Origin of the sequence: Streptomyces sp. TRM70350 (assembly GCF_019219825.1) — a bacterium.
Lineage (GTDB): Bacteria > Actinomycetota > Actinomycetes > Streptomycetales > Streptomycetaceae > Streptomyces.
In genome coordinates, this window is the sequence record NZ_JAHUXH010000023.1 from 109,457 (window position 1) to 132,123 (window position 22,667).

18 protein-coding genes and 2 pseudogenes are annotated in these 22,667 nt (G+C 70.7%); 5 read left to right on the forward strand and 15 right to left on the reverse strand.

What is annotated here, in order from left to right; translation table 11 throughout:
- Positions 1 to 172 precede the first annotated feature (172 nt).
- From KWI83_RS27965 to iolC, 7 genes are all read right to left on the reverse strand, one after another.
- Positions 173 to 1,051, reverse strand: a complete 879-nt coding sequence (locus KWI83_RS27965; RefSeq protein WP_218517162.1) for an ABC transporter permease — start codon at positions 1,049 to 1,051, stop codon at positions 173 to 175.
- Positions 1,048 to 3,699 carry a CocE/NonD family hydrolase gene (locus KWI83_RS27970; protein WP_218517163.1) on the reverse strand — a complete coding sequence of 884 codons (2,652 nt, stop codon included), beginning with the start codon at positions 3,697 to 3,699 and terminating at the stop codon, positions 1,048 to 1,050. The genes KWI83_RS27965 and KWI83_RS27970 overlap by 4 nt, the downstream gene beginning before the upstream one ends.
- Positions 3,700 to 3,822: 123 nt before the next feature.
- Positions 3,823 to 5,325 carry a CoA-acylating methylmalonate-semialdehyde dehydrogenase gene (mmsA, locus tag KWI83_RS27975; RefSeq protein WP_218517164.1) on the reverse strand — a complete coding sequence of 501 codons (1,503 nt, stop codon included), beginning with the start codon at positions 5,323 to 5,325 and terminating at the stop codon, positions 3,823 to 3,825.
- Positions 5,326 to 5,339: 14 nt separating this feature from the next.
- Positions 5,340 to 7,217 carry a 3D-(3,5/4)-trihydroxycyclohexane-1,2-dione acylhydrolase (decyclizing) gene (iolD, locus tag KWI83_RS27980; RefSeq protein ID WP_218517165.1) on the reverse strand — a complete coding sequence of 626 codons (1,878 nt, stop codon included), beginning with the start codon at positions 7,215 to 7,217 and terminating at the stop codon, positions 5,340 to 5,342.
- Entirely contained in the window at positions 7,214 to 8,035 is an 822-nt protein-coding gene (iolB, locus tag KWI83_RS27985) for a 5-deoxy-glucuronate isomerase (RefSeq protein ID WP_218517166.1), read from the reverse strand. The genes iolD and iolB overlap by 4 nt, the downstream gene beginning before the upstream one ends.
- A gap of 7 nt (positions 8,036 to 8,042) precedes the next feature.
- On the reverse strand, positions 8,043 to 8,924 hold the full coding sequence (locus KWI83_RS27990; RefSeq protein WP_218517167.1) for a deoxyribose-phosphate aldolase: 882 nt from the start codon (positions 8,922 to 8,924) through the stop codon (positions 8,043 to 8,045).
- Positions 8,921 to 9,964 carry a 5-dehydro-2-deoxygluconokinase gene (gene iolC / locus KWI83_RS27995; RefSeq protein WP_218517168.1) on the reverse strand — a complete coding sequence of 348 codons (1,044 nt, stop codon included), beginning with the start codon at positions 9,962 to 9,964 and terminating at the stop codon, positions 8,921 to 8,923. Before iolC ends, KWI83_RS27990 begins: the two co-directional genes overlap by 4 nt.
- 399 nt (positions 9,965 to 10,363) lie before the next feature.
- Between iolC and KWI83_RS28000 the strand changes: the two genes are divergently transcribed.
- Positions 10,364 to 10,573, forward strand: coding sequence for an AlpA family transcriptional regulator (locus KWI83_RS28000; RefSeq protein WP_218517169.1), 210 nt, complete (start codon positions 10,364 to 10,366; stop codon positions 10,571 to 10,573).
- Positions 10,574 to 10,633: 60 nt separating this feature from the next.
- Positions 10,634 to 11,233, forward strand: coding sequence for a GNAT family N-acetyltransferase (locus KWI83_RS28005; RefSeq protein ID WP_218517170.1), 600 nt, complete (start codon positions 10,634 to 10,636; stop codon positions 11,231 to 11,233).
- 19 nt (positions 11,234 to 11,252) lie between these two features.
- Here the strand turns inward: KWI83_RS28005 and KWI83_RS28010 are convergent, their stop codons facing one another.
- Together KWI83_RS28010 and KWI83_RS28015 are read right to left on the reverse strand one after the other, a co-directional pair.
- Positions 11,253 to 12,296 carry a zinc-dependent alcohol dehydrogenase family protein gene (locus KWI83_RS28010; RefSeq protein WP_218517171.1) on the reverse strand — a complete coding sequence of 348 codons (1,044 nt, stop codon included), beginning with the start codon at positions 12,294 to 12,296 and terminating at the stop codon, positions 11,253 to 11,255.
- Positions 12,297 to 12,360: 64 nt separating this feature from the next.
- Positions 12,361 to 12,664 (reverse strand): annotated as a pseudogene (locus KWI83_RS28015) (MMPL family transporter); the annotation flags it as partial.
- A 130-nt stretch (positions 12,665 to 12,794) separates the two neighbouring features.
- Here KWI83_RS28015 and KWI83_RS28020 point away from each other — a divergent pair.
- The gene (locus tag KWI83_RS28020) at positions 12,795 to 13,034 is read left to right on the forward strand and encodes a heavy-metal-associated domain-containing protein (RefSeq protein WP_218517172.1); all 240 of its coding nucleotides are present in this window, start codon (positions 12,795 to 12,797) and stop codon (positions 13,032 to 13,034) included.
- A 103-nt stretch (positions 13,035 to 13,137) separates the two neighbouring features.
- Positions 13,138 to 15,393 carry a cation-translocating P-type ATPase gene (locus tag KWI83_RS28025; protein ID WP_218517173.1) on the forward strand — a complete coding sequence of 752 codons (2,256 nt, stop codon included), beginning with the start codon at positions 13,138 to 13,140 and terminating at the stop codon, positions 15,391 to 15,393.
- Positions 15,394 to 15,961: 568 nt separating this feature from the next.
- Here KWI83_RS28025 and KWI83_RS28030 read toward each other — a convergent pair.
- Together KWI83_RS28030 and KWI83_RS28035 are read right to left on the reverse strand one after the other, a co-directional pair.
- Positions 15,962 to 17,251, reverse strand: a complete 1,290-nt coding sequence (locus KWI83_RS28030) for a citrate synthase (RefSeq protein WP_218517174.1) — start codon at positions 17,249 to 17,251, stop codon at positions 15,962 to 15,964.
- Between the two features lie 196 nt (positions 17,252 to 17,447).
- Positions 17,448 to 19,706 carry an ATP-dependent RecD-like DNA helicase gene (locus KWI83_RS28035; protein WP_218517175.1) on the reverse strand — a complete coding sequence of 753 codons (2,259 nt, stop codon included), beginning with the start codon at positions 19,704 to 19,706 and terminating at the stop codon, positions 17,448 to 17,450.
- A gap of 108 nt (positions 19,707 to 19,814) precedes the next feature.
- On the opposite strand from KWI83_RS28035, the gene KWI83_RS28040 reads away from it, so the two are divergent.
- Positions 19,815 to 20,216, forward strand: coding sequence for a hypothetical protein (locus tag KWI83_RS28040; protein WP_218517176.1), 402 nt, complete (start codon positions 19,815 to 19,817; stop codon positions 20,214 to 20,216).
- A 350-nt stretch (positions 20,217 to 20,566) separates the two neighbouring features.
- On the opposite strand, the gene KWI83_RS39090 is transcribed toward KWI83_RS28040, so the two are convergent.
- From KWI83_RS39090 to KWI83_RS28060, 4 genes and pseudogenes are all read right to left on the reverse strand, one after another.
- Complete coding sequence (locus KWI83_RS39090; RefSeq protein WP_256362906.1) at positions 20,567 to 20,989, reverse strand: hypothetical protein; 423 nt, start codon at positions 20,987 to 20,989, stop codon at positions 20,567 to 20,569.
- 168 nt (positions 20,990 to 21,157) lie between these two features.
- Positions 21,158 to 21,709, reverse strand: a pseudogene (locus KWI83_RS28050) (Scr1 family TA system antitoxin-like transcriptional regulator); the annotation flags it as partial.
- Between the two features lie 469 nt (positions 21,710 to 22,178).
- A complete protein-coding gene (locus KWI83_RS28055; protein WP_218517178.1) occupies positions 22,179 to 22,499 on the reverse strand; it encodes a hypothetical protein in 321 nt (106 codons plus the stop codon).
- A partial coding sequence (locus KWI83_RS28060; RefSeq protein ID WP_218517188.1) for a hypothetical protein occupies positions 22,442 to 22,667 on the reverse strand: 226 nt, incomplete at its 5' end. The genes KWI83_RS28060 and KWI83_RS28055, both read right to left, overlap by 58 nt.

The following is a 22,667-nucleotide window of genomic DNA, read 5'->3' on the forward strand; positions in this document are numbered from 1 at the left end:
ATCCCTGATCCGACAGACGGAGAACATAGCAGTCCGGGATCCGCCCGAAGCAATGCACTACTCCATACGCATGAATGCCGCGGGAGTGAAGGAGCGCATTTCTCGGAATTCTTCAGAGGGATATGGGATACACATCTGGTCGGCGAATCCATTGATCATAAAATTGCGTCCGCTACGACACCACGTCCTTGCGGGCGAACCCGCGGAAGGCCAGGGCGAACAGCACCAGCGCGTACGTCAGGGAAATCGCGGTGCCCTGGATCATGCCGGACCACTGTGGTTCGGGCTGTACGGCGTCCGCCCAGGCGAACTGCCAGTGCGCGGGCAGGAAGTGACGCCAGTCGCCGAGGGCGGTGACCGCGTCGAGGACGTTGCCGACGATGGTCAGGCCGACCGCGCCGCCGACCGCGCCGAGCGGCGCGTCCGTCCTGGTGGACAGCCAGAACGCCAGCCCCGCGGTGACCAGTTGGGACACGAAGATGTACGCCACGACCACCACCAGCCGCTGCGCCGCCGTGCCCGCGTCGAGCACGCCGCCGGTGGGGATCTGCAGCGGGCCCCAGCCGTAGGCGGCGATGCCGACGGCCAGCGCGACGATCGGCAGCAGCACCATGGCGGCCAGGCTGAGGCCGAGTCCGACGACGAGCTTGGACCACAGCAGCCTCGCCCGGGGCACGGGAGCGGCGAGCAGATAGCGCAGGGAGGACCAGCCGGCCTCGGAGGCGACGGTGTCCCCGCAGAACAGGGCGACCGGGATGACCAGCAGGAAGCCCGCCGACACGAACAGGTTCACCGCGGCGAAGTTGGCCGCCGACGCGGTGGCCGTGTCCATCAGCGTGATCCGGTCGCCGCCGCCGTCCGGCTCGCCGCCGATCGCGAAGGCGGCGACCAGGACGAAGGGCAGGACGGCGAGGATGCCGAACATGACCAGTGTGCGGCGCCGCTTGAGCTGGCGGACCAGCTCGACCCTCAGGGGCAGCGTGCGGCCCGCCCGGTAGCCGGAGGCGGTTTCTTTGGAGTCCGTGCGCTCGGTGAGCGTGCTGCCGCTCATGCGGCACCTCCGATCAGGGTGAGGAAGGCGTCCTCCAGGCGGCGGTGCGGGCCGACCGAGGCGACCGGCACCTCCAGCCGGACCAGTTCGGCGACCAGGCGGGAGGCGCTGCCGTCGGCGTCCAGCCGGACCAGCAGCCCGTCGCCGGTGAGGACGGCCGAGGCGACGCCCGGCAGGGCGGCGACCTTCTCGACGACCGGCTCCTCCACGGGCGTACCGGTGCCGACGAGGAGGGTGTCGCCGGAGCCGACGATCTCGCCCACCGGGCCCGCCTGCACGAGCCTGCCCCGGTCCATCACCACGAGATGCGTGCAGGACTGCTCGACCTCCGACAGGAGGTGGCTGGAGACGATCACTGTGCGACCCGCGGCCGCGTACCGGATCATCACCTCGCGCATCTCGCGGATCTGGGGCGGGTCGAGGCCGTTGGTCGGCTCGTCCAGGATGAGCAGGTCCGGCAGGCCGAGCATGGCCTGGGCGATGGCGAGGCGCTGGCGCATGCCCTGCGAGTACGTGCGCACCGCGCGGGCCAGCGCGTCGCCGAGCCCGGCGATCTCCAACGCCTCGTCCAGGTGGGAGTCCTCGGCGGGGCGGCCGGTCGCCCGCCAGTACAGCTCCAGGTTCTCCCGGCCGGACAGATGCGGCAGGAAGCCCGCGCCCTCCACGAAGGCGCCGACCCGGGACAGCACGGGCGCGCCGGGGCGGATGGCGTGGCCGAAGACGCGGATCTCGCCGCCGTCCGGCTTGATCAGGCCCATCAGCATGCGCAGGGTCGTGGTCTTGCCCGCGCCGTTGGGGCCGAGCAGGCCCAGGACCTGGCCCTTCTCCACGCGGAACGACAGGTCCTGGACGGCGTACCGGTCCGCCGACTTGGCGTACCGCTTGCTCAGGCCGGTGATCTGGAGCGGGACGTCGGACAGGGCGGGGTCCGGGGCCGGCGTGGCGGTCCGGCGGCGGGCCGAGAGCAGCAGCGCCAGCGCGATCACGGCACTGGTCAGTGGCAGCCACCACACCCAGGCGGGCAGCGGCGCGGCCGCCGCCGTCACCCCGGGAGCCGTCGGCACCTTCAGGTCGCCCTTGAGGGAGACGGTGTAGGTCGCCGGGGCGAGCGGGGAGGCGTACGCCAGGTCGGTGGAGGCGAGGACGAGGCGCAGCCGGTGGCCCTTGCCGACCTCGTAGTCGATGGCGGGCAGGGTGAGCGTCACGTCCTTGCCGGACTTGGCGCCCTCGACGCGGACCGGTGTCACCAGCTGGGAGGGCAGCACCTGCTGGCGGCCGTCGGGGCCGACGTCGTACACCTTCGCGAACAGGACGGCGTCCTCGCTGCTGGACCGCACGTGGACGGTGGCCGTCGGGGAACCGGTGATGCGCAGGTCCTGGCTCAGCGGCGCCGACTCGAACCGCGCGGACTGCCCGGGGAAGTCCAGCGAGATGCCGACCCCGAGCGCGGAGAGCTGGGCGAGGCCGCCGCCGGCGCCGAGGCCGGGCAGGGCGGAGACGGCGGGCGGCCCGGCACCGGGCGGGTTGTCGAAGGTCTGCTCGGGTCCGCTCATGCCGATGGAGCGGACTCCGCTCTCCAGGCCCGGGTACGTGTCCGCGCTCGCGCCCCGCAGCAGGGCCTCGCCGTCGGTGGAGTCGACACCTCCGGTGCGGGTGACGCGGAAGGCGGGGCCGGTGTCGGCGCCCTTGTCGCCCTTGAGGTACCGGTCGAACCACGCCGTCACGCGCTGCTGGATCCGGCTGGTCTCCAGATCGCCCCCGTCATGGCCGCCGGCGATCCAGTCGACGTCCACGGGGGCGCCGCCCGCGCGGATGGCCCGCGCGGCCGCGTCGGCCTGGTCCAGCGGGAACAGGGAGTCCGACTGGCCCTGCACCAGCAGCGTCGGTACGTCGATGCGGTCGCCGACGGCCGACGGCGAGCGCGCTTCGAGCAGTTCGCGTGCCTCGGTGTCGGGGGTGCCGGACTCGGCGACCCGCTCGTACATCTCGCACAGCCGCGGCTCGAAGTTGGCGCAGCCGCCGCCGGAGTTGACGAAGATGCCCGCCCACAGCTTCTTGAACACGCCGTTGGGGAAGAGGGCGTCGGCCAGGTTCCAGTAGGTGATCGACGGGGCGATGGCGTCCACGCGGTCGTCGTACCCGGCCGCCAGCAGCGAGATCGCGCCGCCGTACGAGCCGCCCGCCATGCCCACGCGGGGGTCGCCGGACCTGTCCAGCTCGACCTGCGGCTGCCGGGCCAGCCAGTCGATCAGCCGCGCCACATCGGCGACCTCGCCCTTCGGGTCGTTCAGCCCGATCTTGCCGGTGGACTCGCCGAAGCCGCGCGCCGACCAGGTGAGCACCGCGTACCCGTCGCGGGCCAGCTCCTCCGCCTGCTGCCGTACGTCGTCCTTGCTGCCGCCGAAGCCGTGCGCCAGCAGCACGGCGGGGCGGCGGCCGGTGGTCGCGGAGGTGAAGTACGAGGTGTCGAGGCGCACCCCGTCGCCCACGGTCAGCGCCCGGTCGGCGCGGCGCACCGCGGGCGCGTCGTCGTCGGCGACGGCCGTCCACGTACCGGCACCGGCGAGCACGACGACGGCGGCCGCGGCGGCGATCAGCCGTCGCGGCCGCCGAAGCAGCCCTCGCGGTCCGGGCAGTCGAAGATCCATGCGTCAACCGTACGCGGCGAACCTGTCGGCCATGGACAGCTCATGGTCGGAACCCCGGGCCCTCCCACGGGAGTACCGCGCCGCCCCCGCGTACCGCGCCCGCGGTACGCGGGGGCCGCTGGGTCAGTGGTTGCGCGGGAAGCCCAGGTCCACGCCCGCCGGGGCGTCGGCCGGGTCGGGCCAGCGGGTGGTGACGACCTTGCCGCGGGTGTAGAAGTGCGTGCCGTCGTTGCCGTAGATGTGGTGGTCGCCGAAGAGGGAGTCCTTCCAGCCGCCGAACGAGTGGTAGCCGACGGGGACCGGGATCGGGACGTTCACGCCGACCATGCCGGCCTCGACCTCCAGCTGGAAGCGGCGGGCGGCGCCGCCATCCCGTGTGAAGATCGCGGTGCCGTTGCCGAACGGGGAGGCGTTGATCAGCGCGAGGCCCTCCTCGTACGTCTCCGCGCGCAGCACGCACAGCACCGGGCCGAAGATCTCGTCCTGGTAGGCCTTCGCGCTGGTCGGCACCTTGTCGAGCAGGGAGATGCCGATCCAGTGGCCGTCCTCGAAGCCGTCGACGGTGTAACCGGTGCCGTCGAGCACGACCTCGCAGCCCTCGGCCGCCGCGCCCTCGACGTAGGAGGCCACCTTGTCGCGGTGCGCCTTGGTGATCAGCGGGCCCATCTCGGACGCCGGGTCGCTGCCGGGGCCGATCTTGATCTTCTCGGCGCGCTCGCGGATCTTCTCCACCAGCTCGTCGCCGACCGCACCGACCGCCACCACGGCCGAGATGGCCATGCAGCGCTCGCCCGCCGAGCCGTACGCCGCCGAGACCGCCGCGTCGGCCGCCGCGTCCAGGTCGGCGTCGGGCAGTACCAGCATGTGGTTCTTGGCGCCGCCGAGGGCCTGCACGCGCTTGCCGTTGGCGGAGGCGGTGGTGTGGATGTAGCGGGCGATCGGGGTGGAGCCGACGAAGGACACCGCCTTGACGTCGGGGTGCTCCAGGAGCCGGTCGACGGCCACCTTGTCGCCGTGCACGACGTTGAAGACGCCGTCCGGCAGGCCCGCCTCGGCCAGCAGCTCGGCCAGCCGGACGGAGGCCGAGGGGTCCTTCTCGGACGGCTTCAGCACGAAGGTGTTGCCGCAGGCGATGGCCAGCGGGAACATCCACATCGGCACCATCGCCGGGAAGTTGAACGGCGTGATGCCCGCGACGACGCCGAGCGGCTGGCGGAGCGCGGCCACGTCGACCCGGTTCGCCACCTGCGTCGACAGCTCGCCCTTCAGCTGGACGTTGATGCCGCAGGCCAGGTCGACGATCTCCAGGCCGCGCGCCACCTCGCCGAGGGCGTCGGAGTGCACCTTGCCGTGCTCGGCGGTGATCAACTCGGCGATCTCGTCGCGGTGCGCGTCCAGCAGGGCGCGGAAGCGGAACAGGATCGAGGTGCGCTGGGCCAGCGAGGACTGGCCCCAGCTCGTAAAGGCTTCCTTCGCCGCCGCTACTGCCGCGTCCACCTCGTCGACCGAGGCGAACGCGACCTTCGTGGTGACCGCGCCGGTCGCCGGGTCCGTGACCGGACCGAACGTGCCCGACGCGCCTTCGACGGTCTTACCGCCGATCCAGTGGTTGACGATCTTCGTCATGACCAGTTACTCCTTCACAGATGGCGGCGTCGGGTCGAGACGTGCCGTTCGTACAGCTCACGGGCCTTCACCGCGGACGGTCGCGTCGCGGTCTCGGCCACAGGAACATCCCACCAGGCCTGCGCTTCGGGCGCGCCCGACACTGTGTCTGCCGTTTCGGTCTCGATGTAGACACATGTGGGAAGGTCGGAGGCCCGCGCCTCGGCGAGCGCCGAGCGCAGCTCGCCCACGGTGCGGGCGCGCAGCACCCGCATACCGAGGCTCTCGGCGTTGGCGGCCAGGTCCACCGGGAGCGGGGCGCCGGAGAACGTGCCGTCGCCCGCGCGGTAGCGGTAGGCGGTGCCGAAACGCTCCGCGCCGGTTTCCTCGGAGAGGCCGCCGATGGACGCGTATCCGTGGTTCTGCACCAGCAGCACCTTGATCGCGATGCCCTCCTGCACGGCGGTCACGATCTCCGTCGGCATCATCAGATACGTGCCGTCGCCGACCAGCGCCCACACCGGCCGGTCCGGGGCGGCAATCTTCACACCGATCGCGGCCGGGATCTCGTAGCCCATGCAGGAGTAGCCGTACTCCAGGTGGTACTGGTCGAACGACCGGGCCCGCCACATCTTGTGCAGGTCACCGGGGAGCGACCCGGCCGCGTTGATGATGATGTCCGACTCGTCGGCCAGCGCGTCCAGGGCGCCCAGCACCTGCGGCTGCGTCGGGCGTACGTCCGGCTCGGTGGCCGCGTAGGCGGCGTCGACGCGCTGCTCCCAGCGCTCCTTGTCCTCGGTGTACTCCGTCCGGTACGCGTCCGGCACCCGGTGGTCGTGCAGTTCCAGGGCCTCGGTCAGCTCCTCCAGGCCGCTGCGCGCGTCCGCGATCAGGGGGGATCCGGCGAGCTTGTGGCCGTCGTAGGCGGCGATGTTGAGGTTGAGGAAACGGACGTCCGGGTTCGCGAAGAGCGTGCCGGAGGCGGTGGTGAAGTCGGTGTAGCGCGTGCCCACGCCGATCACCAGGTCGGCCGTGCGGGCCAGTTCGTCGGCGGTCGCGGTGCCGGTGTGGCCGATGCCGCCGACGTCCTGGGGGTGGTCGTACGGCAGCGAGCCCTTGCCCGCCTGGGTGGAGGCGACCGGGATGCCGGTGGCCTCGGCGAACTCGGCGAGGGCGCCCTCGGCGCGGCTGTGGTGGACGCCGCCGCCGGCGATCAGCAGTGGCCGCCGGGCGGCCCTGATCGTGGTCACGGCCTCGGCGAGTTCGGTCGGATCGGCGCCCGGGCGGCGTACCACCCAGGTGCGTTCGGCGAAGAAGTCCTCCGGCCAGTCGTACGCCTCGGCCTGCACGTCCTGCGGCAGCGCGAGCGTGACCGCGCCCGTCTCCACCGGGTCGGTGAGCACGCGCATGGCCTGCAGCGCCGCCGGGATCAGGGCCTCCGGGCGGGTGACGCGGTCGAAGTACCGGGAGACCGGGCGCAGGCTGTCGTTGACCGACACATCGCCCGCGTACGGCACTTCGAGCTGCTGCAGGACCGGGTCGGCGGGGCGGGTGGCGAAGATGTCGCCGGGCAGCAGCAGGACCGGCAGGTGGTTGATGGTCGCGAGGGCGGCGCCGGTGACCAGGTTCGTCGCGCCGGGGCCGATGGAGGTGGTCACGGCGTGCGTGGAAAGGCGGTTGGACTGGCGGGCGTAGCCGACCGCCGCGTGCACCATGGCCTGTTCGTTGCGGCCCTGGAGGTACGGCATGACGTCCGCGTACTCGACCAGCGCCTGGCCGATTCCGGCGACGTTGCCGTGGCCGAAGATGCCCCAGGTGGCGCCGATGAGCCGCTGCCGGATGCCGTCCCGCTCGGTGTACTGGGCGGAGAGGAAGCGTACGAGCGCCTGTGCGACCGTGAGCCTGGTGGTCATCGGTAACCCCCTGTGCTTTCTACGTGGTCGGGGTGGAAGCAGATCCGCCACTCCCGGGTCCGGCCCGGTCCCGCCATGACGTTCAGGTAGTACATGTCGTGGCCGGGCTGGGCGATGGACGGCCCGTGCCAGCCGTCGGGGACGAGGACGGCGTCGCCGGTGCGGACCTCGGCGAGCACGTCGGCGCCGCCCTCGCGTGAGGGGAACACACGCTGGTAGCCGAAGCCGTTCGGGCCGTCGATCTCGAAGTAGTAGATCTCCTCCAGCTCCGACTCCTCGCCCGGCCGGTGCTCGTCGTGCTTGTGCGGCGGATACGAGGACCAGTTGCCGCCGGGGGTGATCACCTCGACGGCGATGAGCCTGTCGCACTCGAAGGCGTCGGCGGAGGCGAAGTTGCGGACGTGGCGGGTGCAGGTGCCGCTGCCGCGCCGCTCGACGGACACCTCCGGCGCGGGGCCGTAGCGGGCGGGGAGTCGTCGCTCGCACTTCGCTCCTGCCAGGGCGAAGCGGCCTCCCGCGCCGGAGGTGATCTGTGCCTGGGCGTCACGGGGCACGTACGCGAAGTCGGAGACTCCGGCGAAGACGCTTTCCCGGCCCAGCAGTTCGAACTCCACGTCGACCACTCGCACGGTGCAGCCACCTTGCAGGGGCAGCACGATCCACTCGCTGTCCCCGGCGGTGAAGGTGTGCGTGCCGCCCGCCTCCAGCTCGACGATCCGCAGGCTGCTGTGGGTCCAGCCGGCCCGTTCGGGGTCGATGTCGAGCGCGTGGTACGCGTCGGCGGTGGTGCCCTTCGGGACGTACAACTCGTTGCTCATGCGGCCCTCACAGCAGTCCTACGGCGGTGTCCACGGCGGCGGCCACATCGCCGTCCACCGGGTACAGCAGCGACCGGCCGACCACCAGGCCCCGCACGGTGGGGAGCTGGAGGGCGCCGCGCCACTTCTCGTACGCGCTGTCCTGATCCCCTCCGACATCGCCGCCGAGCAGCACGGCGGGCAGGGTCGTGGTCTCCATGACCCGGGCCATGTCGTCGGGGTTCTCGGTGACGGGGACCTTCAGCCAGGTGTACGCCGAACTGCCGCCCAGCCCCGAGGCGATGGCGATGGACCGGGTGACGGCGTCGGCGGACAGGTCGTTGCGCAGCCGCCCGTCGGCGTCCCGGCGGCTGATGAACGGCTCGACGAAGACGGGCAGCCGGCGCGCCGCCATGTCGTCGATGGCCCGGGCGGTGGACTCCAGGGTGGTCAGGGAGCCCGGGTCGTCGTAGTCGATGCGCAGCAGCAGCTTTCCGGCGTCGAAACCAAGGCGCTCGATGTCCTCCGGGCGGTGGCCGGTGAAGCGGTCGTCGAGTTCGAAGCGGGCGCCCTGGAGGCCGCCGCGGTTCATCGAGCCCATGACGACCTTGTCGTCGAGGGCGCCGAGCAGCAGCAGGTCGTCGAGTATGTCGGCGGTGGCGAGGACGCCGTCGACGCCGGGGCGGCTGAGCGCCAGGCAGAGGCGTTCGAGCAGGTCGGCGCGGTTGGCCATGGCCATCTTGCGTTCGCCCACACCGAGCGCGCCGCGGGCCGGGTGGTCGGCGGCGACGATCATGAGGCGACCGTTCGCGCCCAGCAGCGGCCGCCGGACCCGATGGACGGCGGCCTCGGCGATCGCCTCGGGACGGTGGGTGCGGGTGCGGACGAGGTCGGCGATGTCGACGGTCACTGGGGGGCTCCCGGGGTGTGGGCGGGGGCCGACGGGTCTGCGGAGGCTGCGGTGTCCGGTGAGGTGGGGGCCGGGTCGGCGGCTTGTGGTGGGCGTACGGCGCCTGCGCTGAGGGCCGCCTCCACCTCGGTCTGGGTGGGCATCGCGGAGGAGCACTCCAGGCGGGAGGCGACGATGGCGCCGGCGGCGTTGGCGTGCCGCATGGTCTTCTCCAGGTCCCAGCCGGCCAGCAGGCCGTGGCAGAGGGAGCCGCCGAAGGCGTCACCGGCGCCGAGGCCGTTGAGGACGTCGACCGGCAGCGGCGGGACCTCGACGGACTCGCCCGCGCTGCTGACGGCGAGGACACCCTTGGGGCCCTGCTTGACGACGGCGACGGACACTCCGGCGTCGAGGAGCGCGGCCGCCGCGGCGTGCGGTTCGCGGACGCCGGTGGCGACCTCCACCTCGTCGAGGTTGCCGACGGCGACGGTGGTGTGCCTCAGGGCCTCGGCGTAGAAGGGGCGGGCCGCGTCCGGGTCGGTCCAGAACATGGGGCGCCAGTCGAGGTCGAACACCGTGGTGCCGGACTTGTTGCGGTGGGCGAGGGCCGCGAGGGTCGCCGTACGGCTGGGCTCCTCGCTCAGGCCGGTGCCGGTGACCCAGAAGATGCTGGCCGCGCGGATGGCGTCGAGGTCCAGCTCGTGGGCGTCGATCTCCAGGTCGGGGGCCTTGGGCTGCCGGTAGAAGTACAGCGGGAAGTCGTCCGGCGGGAAGACCTCGCAGAAGGTGACCGGGGTCGGCAGTCCGGGCACGGGCGTGACCCAGCGGTCGTCGACACCGAAGCCGCGCAGCGCCTCGTGGAGATAGGTGCCGAACGGATCGTCGCCGGTGCGGGTGATCACCGCGGTACGGCGGCCCAGGCGGGCGGCGGCGACGGCGACGTTGGTCGCGGATCCGCCGAGGAACTTGCCGAAGGACGTCACCTGTGGGAGCGGGACGCCGGTCTGCAGCGGGTAGAGGTCCACGCCGATCCGCCCCATGGTGATCAGGTCGTACGCCATCGAGATCCCTTCGCGTTCCCGGCGCGCCTTCGTCGGCGGCTCTCTGAGGGTTTCTAGTCTCCGGGCGTGAGGCCTGTCAATAGTTTGTCCAGACATTCGGACCAGGGGAGGTAAGTGGCGGGAAGTGGCGCGGGGTGACGCGCCGACGCGCCTATGTCAACGCACCCGCCCGATCCGCCGACGGGCGGCTTTGCTTCACCTCAGTCACAAAAGCCACCGCTCTGTCACGCATGTCCCAGGTGCGCGACCCACGTCACATCAGTTCCACAGGCACTTCCCTGTCGTCACTCTCCGTCGTTGAGCGGGCACAGGCTTGGTGATTGATCGCCAGCGCAGCGCCCGGCTCCCCCGGACGGCCGCCCCCGGCCGCCGCCGCGGCACGCGCAGGGAGGTGCACTCATGACCGACCGAAGGCTCTGGTCGTACAAGGAGATCGCGGCGCACATCAGGGTGCAGCCGGACACCGTGCGGTCGTACCGCAAGCACGGGCTGCTGCCCCCGCCCGACCATGTGGAGGGCGGCAAGCCCTACTGGTACGCGGACACCGTCCGCGCCTGGGTCGCCTCCCGGCCCGGCAATCGCGGCCGACGCGGCCGAGAAGAGGACTGACCCGCCCGTCGGTGAAATTTCCGTTGGTGCCCCACGTGCGCGTGGGGCACAGTCGTGCGCATGAGTTTCTCGGACAAGCCGGTGCTCACCGGCGTCAGGACCGTACTGCGGCCGTTCACGGAGGCCGACGCGGAGGCGATCTGGGAGATCCTGGGCGATCCCGAGGTCATCCGCTTCACCTTCGACCCGTCCACCGAACTCACCCTGCCGGGCCTGCGCTCCTGGTACGGCTCCCGGTCCGAGCAGCCCGACCGGCTCGACCTCGCCGTCACCGACCGTGACACCGGTGAAGTCGTCGGTGAGGTCGTCCTCAACGAGTGGGACCCCCACGCCCGCAGCTGCAACTTCCGCACCCTCATCGGCCCGCGCGGCCGCGGCCGGGGCCTCGGCACGGAGGCCACCCGGCTGATCGTCGGCCACGGCTTCGAGCAACTCGGGCTGCACCGCGTCCAGTTGGAGGCCTACGGCGACAACCACCGCGCCCTGCGCGTCTACCAGAAGGTCGGTTTCGTGGTCGAAGGCGTACGGCGGGAGTCCGCCTGGCGGGAGGGGCAGTGGGTGGACGAGGTGGTGATGGCCGTCCTCGACCGGGAGTGGGCCGCCCACCGCGGCCACGTCGAGGTCCCCCGGGACCGGGCCCGTCCACCCAGGACCGGCTGAGGATCTCCCGGACTCGGCATCAGCTCCACGGCTCGATGACCGTCACCCCCGCCCCCGGCGCGCTGCCGAGCGCCGCGAGTGCGGCCGGGGCCGCGTCCAGCGGGATGGTCGCGGTCACCAGCAGGTCGGGGCGCAGGGTGCCCGCCCGGACCGCCTCCAGCATCGGCGGGTAGGCGTGGGCCGCCATGCCGTGGCTGCCGAGCAGTTCCAGCTCCAGGGCGACCGCGCGGGCCATGGGGACGGGCGTGGTGCCCGTGGATGAGGGGAGCAGGCCCACCTGGACGTGCCGGCCGCGACGGCGCAGGCCGTTGACGGAGGCGGCGCAGGTGGCGGGGGACCCGAGGGCGTCGAGGGAGAGGTGGGCGCCACCGCCGGTGAGGTCCCGGATGGCGGCCGCCGTGTCCTCGGTGCGGGCGGCGTCCACGCACTGCGCCGCCCCGAACTTCCGTGCCAGCTCCAGTGCCCGCGCCGAGACGTCGACGGCGACGACCCTGGCCCCCGACGCCGCCGCGATCATCACCGCCGACAGGCCCACTCCCCCGCACCCGTGCACCGCGACCCACTCGCCCGCCGCCACCCGGCCCTGCTGCACGACCGCCCGGAACGCCGTGGCGAACCGGCACCCCAGCGAGGCCGCCGTCGCGAAGCTCATGTCGTCCGGCACGGCGACGAGATTCACATCGGCGTGGTCCAGCGCCACGTACTGGGCGAACGAGCCCCAGTGCGTGAACCCGGGCTGCGTCTGCCGCTCGCACACCTGCTGGTCGCCGGCGGCGCAGGAGGGGCAGGTGCCGCAGGCGCACACGAACGGCACGGTGACCCAGTCCCCGGGCCGCCGGCCGGTCACCCGGGCGCCCACCGCCTCGACGACACCGGCGAGTTCATGACCGGGGACATGGGGCAGCGTGATGTCCGGGTCATGGCCCTGCCAGCCGTGCCAGTCGCTGCGGCACAGCCCCGTGGCCTCGACCCGCACCACCACCCCGTGCTCCGCGGGCCGCGGGTCGGCCACCTCCCGCACGTCGGCGGGCTCCCCGAACCGCTCGAACACCACAGCCCGCATCCCTCGCCCCTCGCCTTCGTCTCGTCCGGCCCCTGGGGCACACCGCCCCGGCCCTGCCGGAACGCTAGCCTCCGGCCGCGACCTTGTCGCGCGACCGCAGTTCTGTCCCCTGCCGCCACCACGACTCCCCCTCGCCGAGCCGGAAGCACACAGGAAGCGGGCGCGGGGCGCGGCCCGTCAGACGCATCCCCGCCGGGACCAGCAGGCCGCAGACCACCATCGCGTCCATCAGGGCCGCCGGGGCTGTCCCCGGGCCGAGCATGTCGGCGTTGGTGACGCGGGGCGCCGATCGCGGCCATGACGACCGCCGGGACGACCGCCGCCGCGGTGATCAGCCCGCCGGTGTGCTGCAGGCCGTGCCGGACGGCGTCGCCCACGTGCGGTCGCCGCCCCGCCGTGGCCCCTCCTGGATAAGTACCCCCAGGGGGTATAGTGTGGACATGTACGGGGACCCTCCTGGACCCCGTCAGTCCCACCTGCCTCGACGAGGAGAACGACATGACCGCGCAGACCGACACCCAGGGTTCCGTCACCGCCGTCTACAAGGTGAGCGGGATGAGCTGCGGACACTGTGAAGGCGCCGTCTCCGGCGAGATCTCCCAGCTGCCCGGCGTCAGCTCGGTGAAGGCCGTCGCGACCAGCGGCGAGGTCACGGTCGTCTCCGCGACCGCCCTGGACGAGCAGGCCGTGCGCGCGGCCGTCGACGAGGCCGGCTTCGAGCTGGTCGGCCGGGCCTGAAGCACGTTTCCCCGCACCGGGCCGTACCGGAGGACCGACGCCCAGATCGGCCCCGTACGGTCCGGTCCGCCGTCTGAAGTCGGAGTCGGAGTCGGAGTCGGACATGAGCAGCACCACCACGACCAGCACCACAGCACGGACCTCCATAGACACGCCGGACACGCCGCTCTCCGAGGTCGAACTGCTGATCGGCGGGATGACCTGCGCCTCCTGCGCGGCCCGCGTCGAGAAGAAGCTCAACCGGATGGACGGCGTCAGCGCCACGGTGAACTACGCGACGGAGAAGGCGCGGATCACCTACCCGGCCGGGATCGGGGTCGCCGACCTGATCGACACCGTCGTGAAGACCGGCTACACGGCCGAGCGGCCCGCACCACCGCAGCCGGAACCGGAACAGGCACCCCGGGATCCCGAGCTGGCCACCCTGCGGCAGCGCCTGATCGTTTCCGCGCTCCTCGCCGCCCCCGTCGTCCTCCTCGCGATGATCCCCGCCCTCCAGTTCGACAACTGGCAGTGGCTGTCCCTCACCCTCGCCGCGCCCGTCGTCGTCTGGGGCGGCCTGCCCTTCCACAAGGCCGCCTGGACCAACGCCCGGCACGCCGCGGCCACCATGGACACCCTCGTCTCGGTGGGCACGCTGGCCGCGTTCGGCTGGTCGCTGTGGGCGCTGTTCTTCGGGCACGCGGGCATGCCCGGCATGCGGCACCCCTTCGAACTCACCGTCTCCCGCACGGACGGCGCCTCGATGATCTACCTCGAAGTGGCCGCCGGAGTCATCGCGTTCATCCTCCTCGGCCGCTATCTGGAGGCCCGCTCCAAGCGCCGTGCGGGTGCCGCGCTACGGGCTCTGATGGAGCTCGGCGCGAAGGACGTGGCGGTACTGCGCGACGGGCGCGAGGTCCGCGTGCCGGTCACCGAGCTGGCCGTCGGCGACCGGTTCGTCGTACGCCCCGGCGAGAAAATCGCCACCGACGGCACGGTCGTGGAGGGCGCCTCCGCACTCGACGTGTCGATGCTGACCGGCGAGTCCGTGCCGGTGGACGTGACGGCCGGGGACGCGGTGGCCGGGGCGACCGTCAACGCCGGGGGCCGGCTGGTCGTCGAGGCCACCCGGGTCGGCGCCGACACCCAGCTCGCGCGGATGGCCCGGATGGTCGAGGAGGCGCAGAACGGCAAGGCCGAGGTGCAGCGGCTCGCGGACCGGGTCGCGGGCATCTTCGTACCCGTGGTCCTGGTGCTCGCGACCGCCACCTTCGGCGGGTGGCTCGGCGCGACCGGCGACACGGCCGCCGCCTTCACGGCCGCCGTCGCCGTACTGATCATCGCCTGCCCGTGCGCGCTGGGCCTGGCCACCCCGACCGCCCTGATGGTCGGCACGGGCCGCGGCGCGCAGCTCGGCATCCTGATCAAGGGTCCCGAGGTACTGGAGTCCACCCGCCGCGTCGACACGGTCGTCCTGGACAAGACCGGAACGGTGACCACCGGCCGGATGACCCTCCAGGAGGTGTACGTCGCCGAAGGCGCCGACGAGCGCGAGGTGCTGCGGCTCGCGGGCGCCCTCGAACACGCCTCCGAACACCCGATCGCCCGGGCCGTGGCCGCCGGCGCCGAGAAGCGGGTCGGGGAGCTGCCGGCGGTCGAGCGGTTCGAGAACGTGCCCGGGCGGGGCGCACGCGGGCGCGTGGCGGGTCGCGAGGTGGCCGTGGGGCGCCTGTTCGAGGAGCTGCCGGAGGACTTGGCCCGCGCCCGGGACAAGGCGGAGAGCAGCGGCCGTACGGCCGTCGTGGTCGGCTGGGACGGGGTCGCGCGCGGGGTGCTCGCGGTCGCGGACGCCGTGAAGGAGACCAGCGCGCAGGCCGTGCGCGAGTTGCGCGCGCTGGGGCTCACGCCGGTGCTGCTGACCGGGGACAACCAGCGGGTGGCCGAGGCGGTGGCGGAGACCGTCGGGATCGATCAGGTGATCGCCGAGGTGCTGCCCGAGGACAAGGTCGAGGTCGTACGGCGGCTGCGGGCCGAGGGGCGGACGGTCGCCATGGTGGGCGACGGCGTCAACGACGCGGCCGCGCTCGCCACCGCCGACCTGGGGCTCGCGATGGGCACGGGCACCGACGCGGCGATCGAGGCGGGCGACCTGACCCTCGTCCGCGGGGACCTGCGGGTGGCGGCGGACGCGATCCGGCTGTCCCGCCGGACGCTCGCGACGATCAAGGGCAACCTCGTGTGGGCCTTCGGCTACAACGTGGCCGCGCTGCCGCTGGCCGCGGCGGGCCTGCTGAACCCGATGATCGCGGGGGCGGCGATGGCGCTGTCGTCGGTGTTCGTGGTGACGAACAGTTTGCGGCTGCGGGCATTTCGCTGAGGCCGGACGTTGAAAAGGCAGGTCCCCCTTCAGTCCGACGCGAGCCTCACATAAGCTCTTCACAAGGCTCGCGCATCATCCTTACGCTTGAGCCCCGTTCGTCGTATCGGGCCTCTTGCGTATCTAACGGGACATATGCAAGAGACGCAGATCACAGTGATGTGAACGTAACCATCGAAGGGGTTCGAAGGTCTAAGTTGGCGATGTCAGAGGGCGTCTTGGGGGGCGCCGGCTGGCATCTGGGGATGTCTTGGGGGACTTCCCCAGAGATGCGTTGCCGGGACACGTACACCGGGAAGCTTTGAGCGGCCCTCCCAGCGTGCGCTGTCCCGGCAGACCGCAGCGCAAGGCAGCAGTACCGCAGTAACAGCGATTCAGGCGCTGGTCCTCACAGACGCCCGGCCGGATCCCGTGGGGGGAATCCGCACCGGGACATGGGAAGGCGCCCTGGTCGTCGGCCCGTGGGGGGACCGGCGCACCGGGGCGCCTTCTGCTGTGCGCTGCGGGTGCCGTGCACCGCTGGGTGCGGCCGCCCGCTGTGCGTCGGGCGGCCGCGGGAGTCAGCGGCTCAGCGCTCCTCGACCGGGACGAAGTCGCGCTCGACGACGCCCGTGTAGATCTGCCGCGGGCGGCCGATACGGGAGCCCGGCTCCTTGATCATCTCGTGCCACTGGGCGATCCAGCCCGGCAGCCGGCCGAGGGCGAACAGGACCGTGAACATCTCGGTCGGGAAGCCCATGGCCCGGTAGATCAGACCGGTGTAGAAGTCGACGTTCGGGTAGAGCTTGCGCTCGGTGAAGTAGCTGTCGGAGAGCGCGTGCTCCTCCAGCTTCAGCGCGATGTCCAGCAGTTCGTCGGACTTGCCGAGCGCGGACAGCACATCGTGCGCGGCGGCCTTGATGATCTTGGCGCGCGGGTCGAAGTTCTTGTAGACCCGGTGGCCGAAGCCCATCAGACGGACGCCGTCCTCCTTGTTCTTCACCTTGCGGATGAAGGAGTCGACGTCACCGCCGGAGTCGCGGATGCCCTCCAGCATCTCCAGCACGGACTGGTTGGCGCCGCCGTGCAGCGGGCCCCACAGGGCGTTGATGCCGGCGGAGATCGAGGCGAACATGTTCGCCTGCGAGGAGCCGACCAGGCGGACCGTGGAGGTCGAGCAGTTCTGCTCGTGGTCCGCGTGCAGGATCAGCAGCTTGTCCAGCGCGGCGACCACGATCGGGTCGAGCTCGTACTCCTGGGCCGGGACCGAGAAGGTCATGCGCAGGAAGTTCTCGACGTAGCCGAGGTCGTTGCGCGGGTAGACGAACGGGTGACCGATCGACTTCTTGTACGCGTACGCCGCGATCGTCGGGAGCTTGGCGAGCAGGCGGATGGTGGAGAGGTTGCGCTGCCGCTCGTCGAACGGGTTGTGGCTGTCCTGGTAGAAGGTGGACAGCGCCGAGACGACCGACGACAGCATGGCCATCGGGTGGGCGTCGCGGGGGAAGCCCTTGTAGAAGTTCTTGACGTCCTCGTGCAGCAGGGTGTGCCGCGTGATCTCGTCCTTGAAGCCGGTGAGCTGGTCGACGGTCGGCAGCTCACCGTTGATCAGCAGGTACGCCACCTCAAGGAAGGTGGAGCGCTCGGCCAGCTGCTCGATCGGGTAACCGCGGTAGCGGAGGATGCCGGCCTCGCCGTCCAGATAGGTGATGGCGGATTTGTAGGCGGCGGTGTTGCCGTAACCGCTGTCCAGGGTCACGAGACCGGTCTGGGTCCGGAGCTTTCCGATGTCGAAGCCCTTGTCCCCGACGGTGCTGTCGATCACCGGGTAGGTGTACTCGCTGCCGTCGTACCGCAGTACTACAGAGTTGTCGCTCACGTCTTCCCTCACCGACGTAGTGCCTCATCTTCGAGGTGCCCTGACTGTCTCTACCATCCCCCATTTGGCTCAGGAGAGTGCACTCGGGGTCGACCATTGGGCTTATCGGCGGCACTCAGTGCCGCCAACCTGTCATCCTGCCCGGTGGATTCCGCATCCGGAAGTGCTCTGTGACCTTTGCGACTCGTTTGATCGATCATTTTTGCGCGGCGAGCCTGAAGTCAAGGGCGGTGCAGCGGCGTCCCGCCGACACCGTGCGCACCGCCTGGCCGATCGCCTTGCGTGAACCGACGAGGACGACCAGCTGCTTGGCCCGGGTGACCGCCGTGTAGAGCAGGTTGCGTTGGAGCATCATCCAGGCGCCCGTGGTCACCGGGATGACCACCGCCGGGTATTCGCTCCCCTGCGAACGATGGATCGTCACCGCGTAGGCGTGGGCCAGTTCGTCCAGCTCGTCGAATTCGTACGGCACCTCCTCGTCCTCGTCCGTCAGCACCGTGAGGCGCTGGTCGACCGGGTCGAGCGAGGTGACCACGCCCACGGTGCCGTTGAAGACACCGTTCTTCCCTTTCTCATAATTGTTGCGGATCTGGGTGACCTTGTCCCCGACGCGGAACACCCGCCCGCCGAACCGCTTCTCCGGCACGTCGGGGCGGCCCGGGGTGATGGCCTGCTGGAGGAGCCCGTTGAGCGTGCCGGCTCCGGCGGGCCCCCGGTGCATGGGGGCGAGCACCTGGATGTCCCGGCGCGGGTCGAGCCCGAATCTGGCCGGAATACGACGGGCCGCCACGTCCACGGTGAGCCGCCCGGCGGCCTCGGTGTCGTCCTCGACGAAGAGGAAGAAGTCCTTCATGCCGTCGGTGACGGGGTGCTGTCCGGAATTGATCCGGTGGGCGTTGGTCACGACCCCCGACTGCTGGGCCTGCCGGAAGACGCGGGTGAGGCGGACGGCGGGGATGGGGCTGCCCTCGGCGAGGAGGTCCCGTAGGACCTCACCCGCACCGACGCTGGGGAGCTGGTCAACGTCGCCGACGAAGAGCAGGTGGGCGCCCGGCGGTACGGCCTTGACGAGCTTGTTGGCCAGGAGCAGGTCCAGCATGGAGGCCTCGTCGACGACCACGAGGTCGGCGTCGAGGGGGCGGTCCTTGTCGTAGGCGGCGTCTCCGCCGGGTTTGAGTTCCAGCAGCCGGTGGACGGTGGAGGCCTCGGCGCCGGTGAGCTCGGCGAGCCGCTTGGCGGCACGGCCGGTCGGGGCGGCGAGGACGACCTTGGCCTTCTTCGCGCGGGCCAGCTCCACGATCGACCGCACCGTGAACGACTTGCCGCAACCGGGACCGCCGGTGAGGACGGCGACCTTCTGCGTCAGCGCCAGCCTGACGGCGGCCTCCTGCTCGGGGGCGAGGTCGGCGCCGGTACGGCTTTTCAGCCACGCCAGTGCCTTGTCCCAGGCGACGTCGTGGAAGCCGGGCATGCGGTCCTGGTCGGTGCGCAGGAGGCGCAGGAGCTGGGCGGAGAGGGAGAGCTCGGCGCGGTGGAAGGGGACGAGGTAGACGGCCGTGACGGGTTCGCCGTCCCCCTCCGGTCCGGGGACCTTCTCTCGTACGACACCGGGGTCGTCGCCGTCCTCGGGGGGCGCCGCGAGCTCGGCGAGGCACTCGATGACGAGCCCGGTGTCGACCTGGAGCAGCTTCACGGCGTCGGCGATCAGCCGCTCCTCGGGCAGGAAGCAGTGCCCCTGGTCCGCCGACTGCGAAAGGGCGTACTGCAAGCCCGCCTTGACGCGCTCCGGACTGTCGTGCGGGATGCCGACTGACTGGGCGATCTTGTCGGCGGTGAGGAAGCCGATGCCCCAGACGTCGGCGGCGAGGCGGTACGGCTGGTTCTTCACGACGGAGATGGAGGCGTCGCCGTACTTCTTGTAGATGCGCACGGCGATGGAGGTGGACACCTCGACGGTCTGGAGGAAGAGCATGACCTCCTTGATGGCCTTCTGCTCCTCCCAGGCGTCGGCGATCTTCTTGGTCCGCTTGGGTCCGAGGCCGGGGACCTCGATCAGCCGCTTCGGCTCCTCCTCGATGATCTTCAGGGTGTCCAGGCCGAAGTGCTGGGTGATGCGGTCGGCGAAGACCGGGCCGATGCCCTTGACCAGCCCCGAACCGAGGTAGCGGCGGATGCCCTGGACGGTGGCCGGGAGGACGGTGGTGTAGTTCTCCACGGTGAACTGCTTGCCGTACTGCGGGTGGGAGCCCCATCTCCCCTCCATCCGCAGCGACTCCCCCACCTGCGCGCCGAGCAGCGCGCCGACGACCGTGAGGAGGTCTCCGGCGCCTCGGCCGGTGTCGACGCGGGCGACCGTGTAGCCGTTCTCCTCGTTGGCGTACGTGATCCGTTCGAGGACGCCTTCGAGGACGGCGAGTCGGCGTTCGCCGGGGGCCGGGGCGGACTGGTTGGGCATGATCCGACGGTACCGGTGAGGTGTGACAGTGGGGGGAGGGAAGGGAAGGGGGAGAGGCTGAGGAAGGGGACGGGCGGGCCGGGGGTCCGCCGGACCTAGACTCCCGGCATGGCTGACATGTTCGCCGTGGAACTGGCCCTCGATCTCTCACCCACCGTGCCGGGGGCCGTCCTCGACACGCTGCGGTGGCACCTCGGCCTCGGCGAGCCGGAACCGGTCGACGCCTCGCCGGACCTGTTCCCGCTGCTCGCGGGCCGCGGTCCCGCCGCGAAGATCGGCGGAGTCCTGACCGGCGAACTGCTCCGGGCCGGCGGGCACTGGTCGCTCACCACGCGGCAGGAGATCCACGCGGAGTTCCTGCCGGACCTCGACCCACTGCTGGAGGCGTTGGCTGCCCACGCGCGGTGGCCGGGGGTCATCGGGCAGGTGAGGTTCTACGAAGAGGAGGTGCCCGAGCTTCTGGTCACCCGGGAGGGGAAGTTGGCGAGGGTCGGGTTGCGGGTGGCGTGAGCGGTAGGCTGCGTGATCCCGGTCGACTGTCATAGACCCGGTGTGCTGCGTTGGTCGTCGCGGCGCACCTCGCATGCTGCTCTCTGCCCTATTCGCTGAGCCCCACAACGCACCAGCCCCGCCGGGCAGCTTCGCTCAGGACGTGGCCCCACTCCTCCAGGAGGCCTCTGAACTCGGGGAAGTTGCATACCCACCCGTGGGTAAGTGCGGCATGCTCGGTGAAGGCCCGTTCCATGCCGCCGAGGCCAGGCCGTATTCGCCCCCAGGTCTCGGCCAGTTCCCGCACGCTGTCCGGTGACCGTGCGAGCAGCACGCCGTAGAAACCGGGGCCGTCGCTGAAGAAGCCGGAATCAATGTGCTCCGCCTCTCCACTCAGCCCGTTCCAGATCAACCCGCGCAACTAAGGTGCCGAGTTCGGACCGGAGCTGAGGATCAACATGGTCGCGAGTGGATTCCCAGCGTTGCCCGGCCCAGAAGTGCGCCTTGAACGAGCCACTGGTGTGCAGGAACTCGTACACCGCGAAGATGGAACTGTTGGGCCCCTGCGGCCACTTCCAGTCCCCCACTACCGCGGCCGCGCCGTCCCAGTCCCAGAACCCCGTCTCGTCGTCGTACCAGGCATCCCTGAGCCGCTGCAGCCGCTCCCCGGGCGGAACCTCCTCCAACCACGACCGGTCTGCGATCAGCACAGTGATGTCCAGACCCATGGTGGGGAGCGTACCGATCGCCTGTGAACCGGATTCGGTCGTGTCCCCTGTCGTGGTGTAGCTCATGGTGACCAGGCCGGCGATGGCGTCTGGGATGGGGAAAGGCGGTCAGGTCCTCCGCCAGGTCCGAGTCGGCCGCCCGTGCTCGTCCCACTCGCAGTCCTCCAGGAGCGTCATCCCGTTCGCGGCGAACACTCGCTTCGACGCGAGCACACCATTGGGATGCCATTCAGTGCGGTCACCGACTCTGATGCGCAACGCCGCCTCGTGGACGACGGCTTTGTAGGGGATGGGGCGGGGGCCACCGATGACGACCTTCCGCTCCATTCGGTGACTGACGCGCAGCTCCAGGTCGTCTTTGCGGAGTTCTGGAACGCGATAGGAGAAGACGGCGCGGGCGTAGTCCTCTGTCTGGAGGAGGCCGGGGATATGGAGGAACTCCATATCCAGCCGGTACGTCGAGTGGTACTGCAGCTCGGCGAGGTCCAGGAACGACGTGGGCAGTAGGCCTCGGTACTCCTCCCACCAGCCGCGCGTCCGTTCAGTGGTCATTGCGGCCAAGGCTGCGATCAACTCGTTGTCGGTGCAGGAGTAGTGGGCGGCAAGCCGCCGTACTCGATCCTCGGTGACACCAGCCATGCCGGACTCGATCAGGCTCATCTGTGTTGAGCTGGATCCGAGCAGCGCAGCAGCCTCGGTCGCCTTGAGTCCCGCAGCCTCACGGAGCTTACGCAGTTCGGCACCCAGGCGCACCTGACGTGCTGTCGGCTGCTGCCTGCGTGTCATCGATTTCTCCCCGTCCTCAACTGCTATGGGACAACGACTCGTTCGGGGGGAAGATTACGACGGCGACTTGCAGGGGCGTTTTCATCCCACTCCCGGCTTGACAGAACAGCTCCATTTTCTTCGGAAAACACTCGTTCGGAAGCCAGCACATCATTCTGGTGCCACCTCCGCGCGACACCAACAGCACGCCCTCTACGAACTATCACTTCAGCTCTGAGCGTGCCGTCCTTGTACACCATTCCCAACTCGGACCATCCGGCAGGCCGTCAACATACGTCTCCAGACAGACACGAGCACCACCCAGATATTCCTCGGCCTCGCCCGTGAAGAGCTCCCCGTGGTACAGCAACCGCCGACCCATGTCCATATCGACCCCAGGGTCATCGATATTGATCCGGCGAACCTCAATCATCAGGGAACCAAAATCTCGTCAATAAAGGAGGCGGCCGGCCTGCTGGTACTTCAGCAGTCACGCTCCCTCGGCTTCCGGTACCACCTCGTGCAGTTCCTCAAGCGCGCGCTGCCCCGGCTTGATGGCGATGAGACGACGGGCGGCTTCCAGCGCCCAGGCGGCGTCCGCGCGATGGGCAGCACTGATCAGCAAAGCCAGTTCCGCCAGCCGCGTGACGCCGCGCTCCACCGCCGCCTTGATGACCGGCATGCATGGCGCGACGAGGTCCTGGCGCAATAGGGAGCTGATATGCCGGTCGAATTGGACTCGATCCGCCGTGTTCAGCAACGCCTCCGCAGCCCGCACCCGGTCGGTACCCGTGCCGCGTTCCTCGACCATGTCTGCACTGTGTACGTCATCGGGTCGATGGCCCTCGCCGTCGTACCCAGCACCCGCGCCACCGCACCGGCCTTGCCCGCACCCGCCACACCGGCACCCGCACCACCCGTGAACACGGTCGTCAGCACGTTGAAGGTGACCGCACCGGCCGCGCGGGCGGGGTTCTTG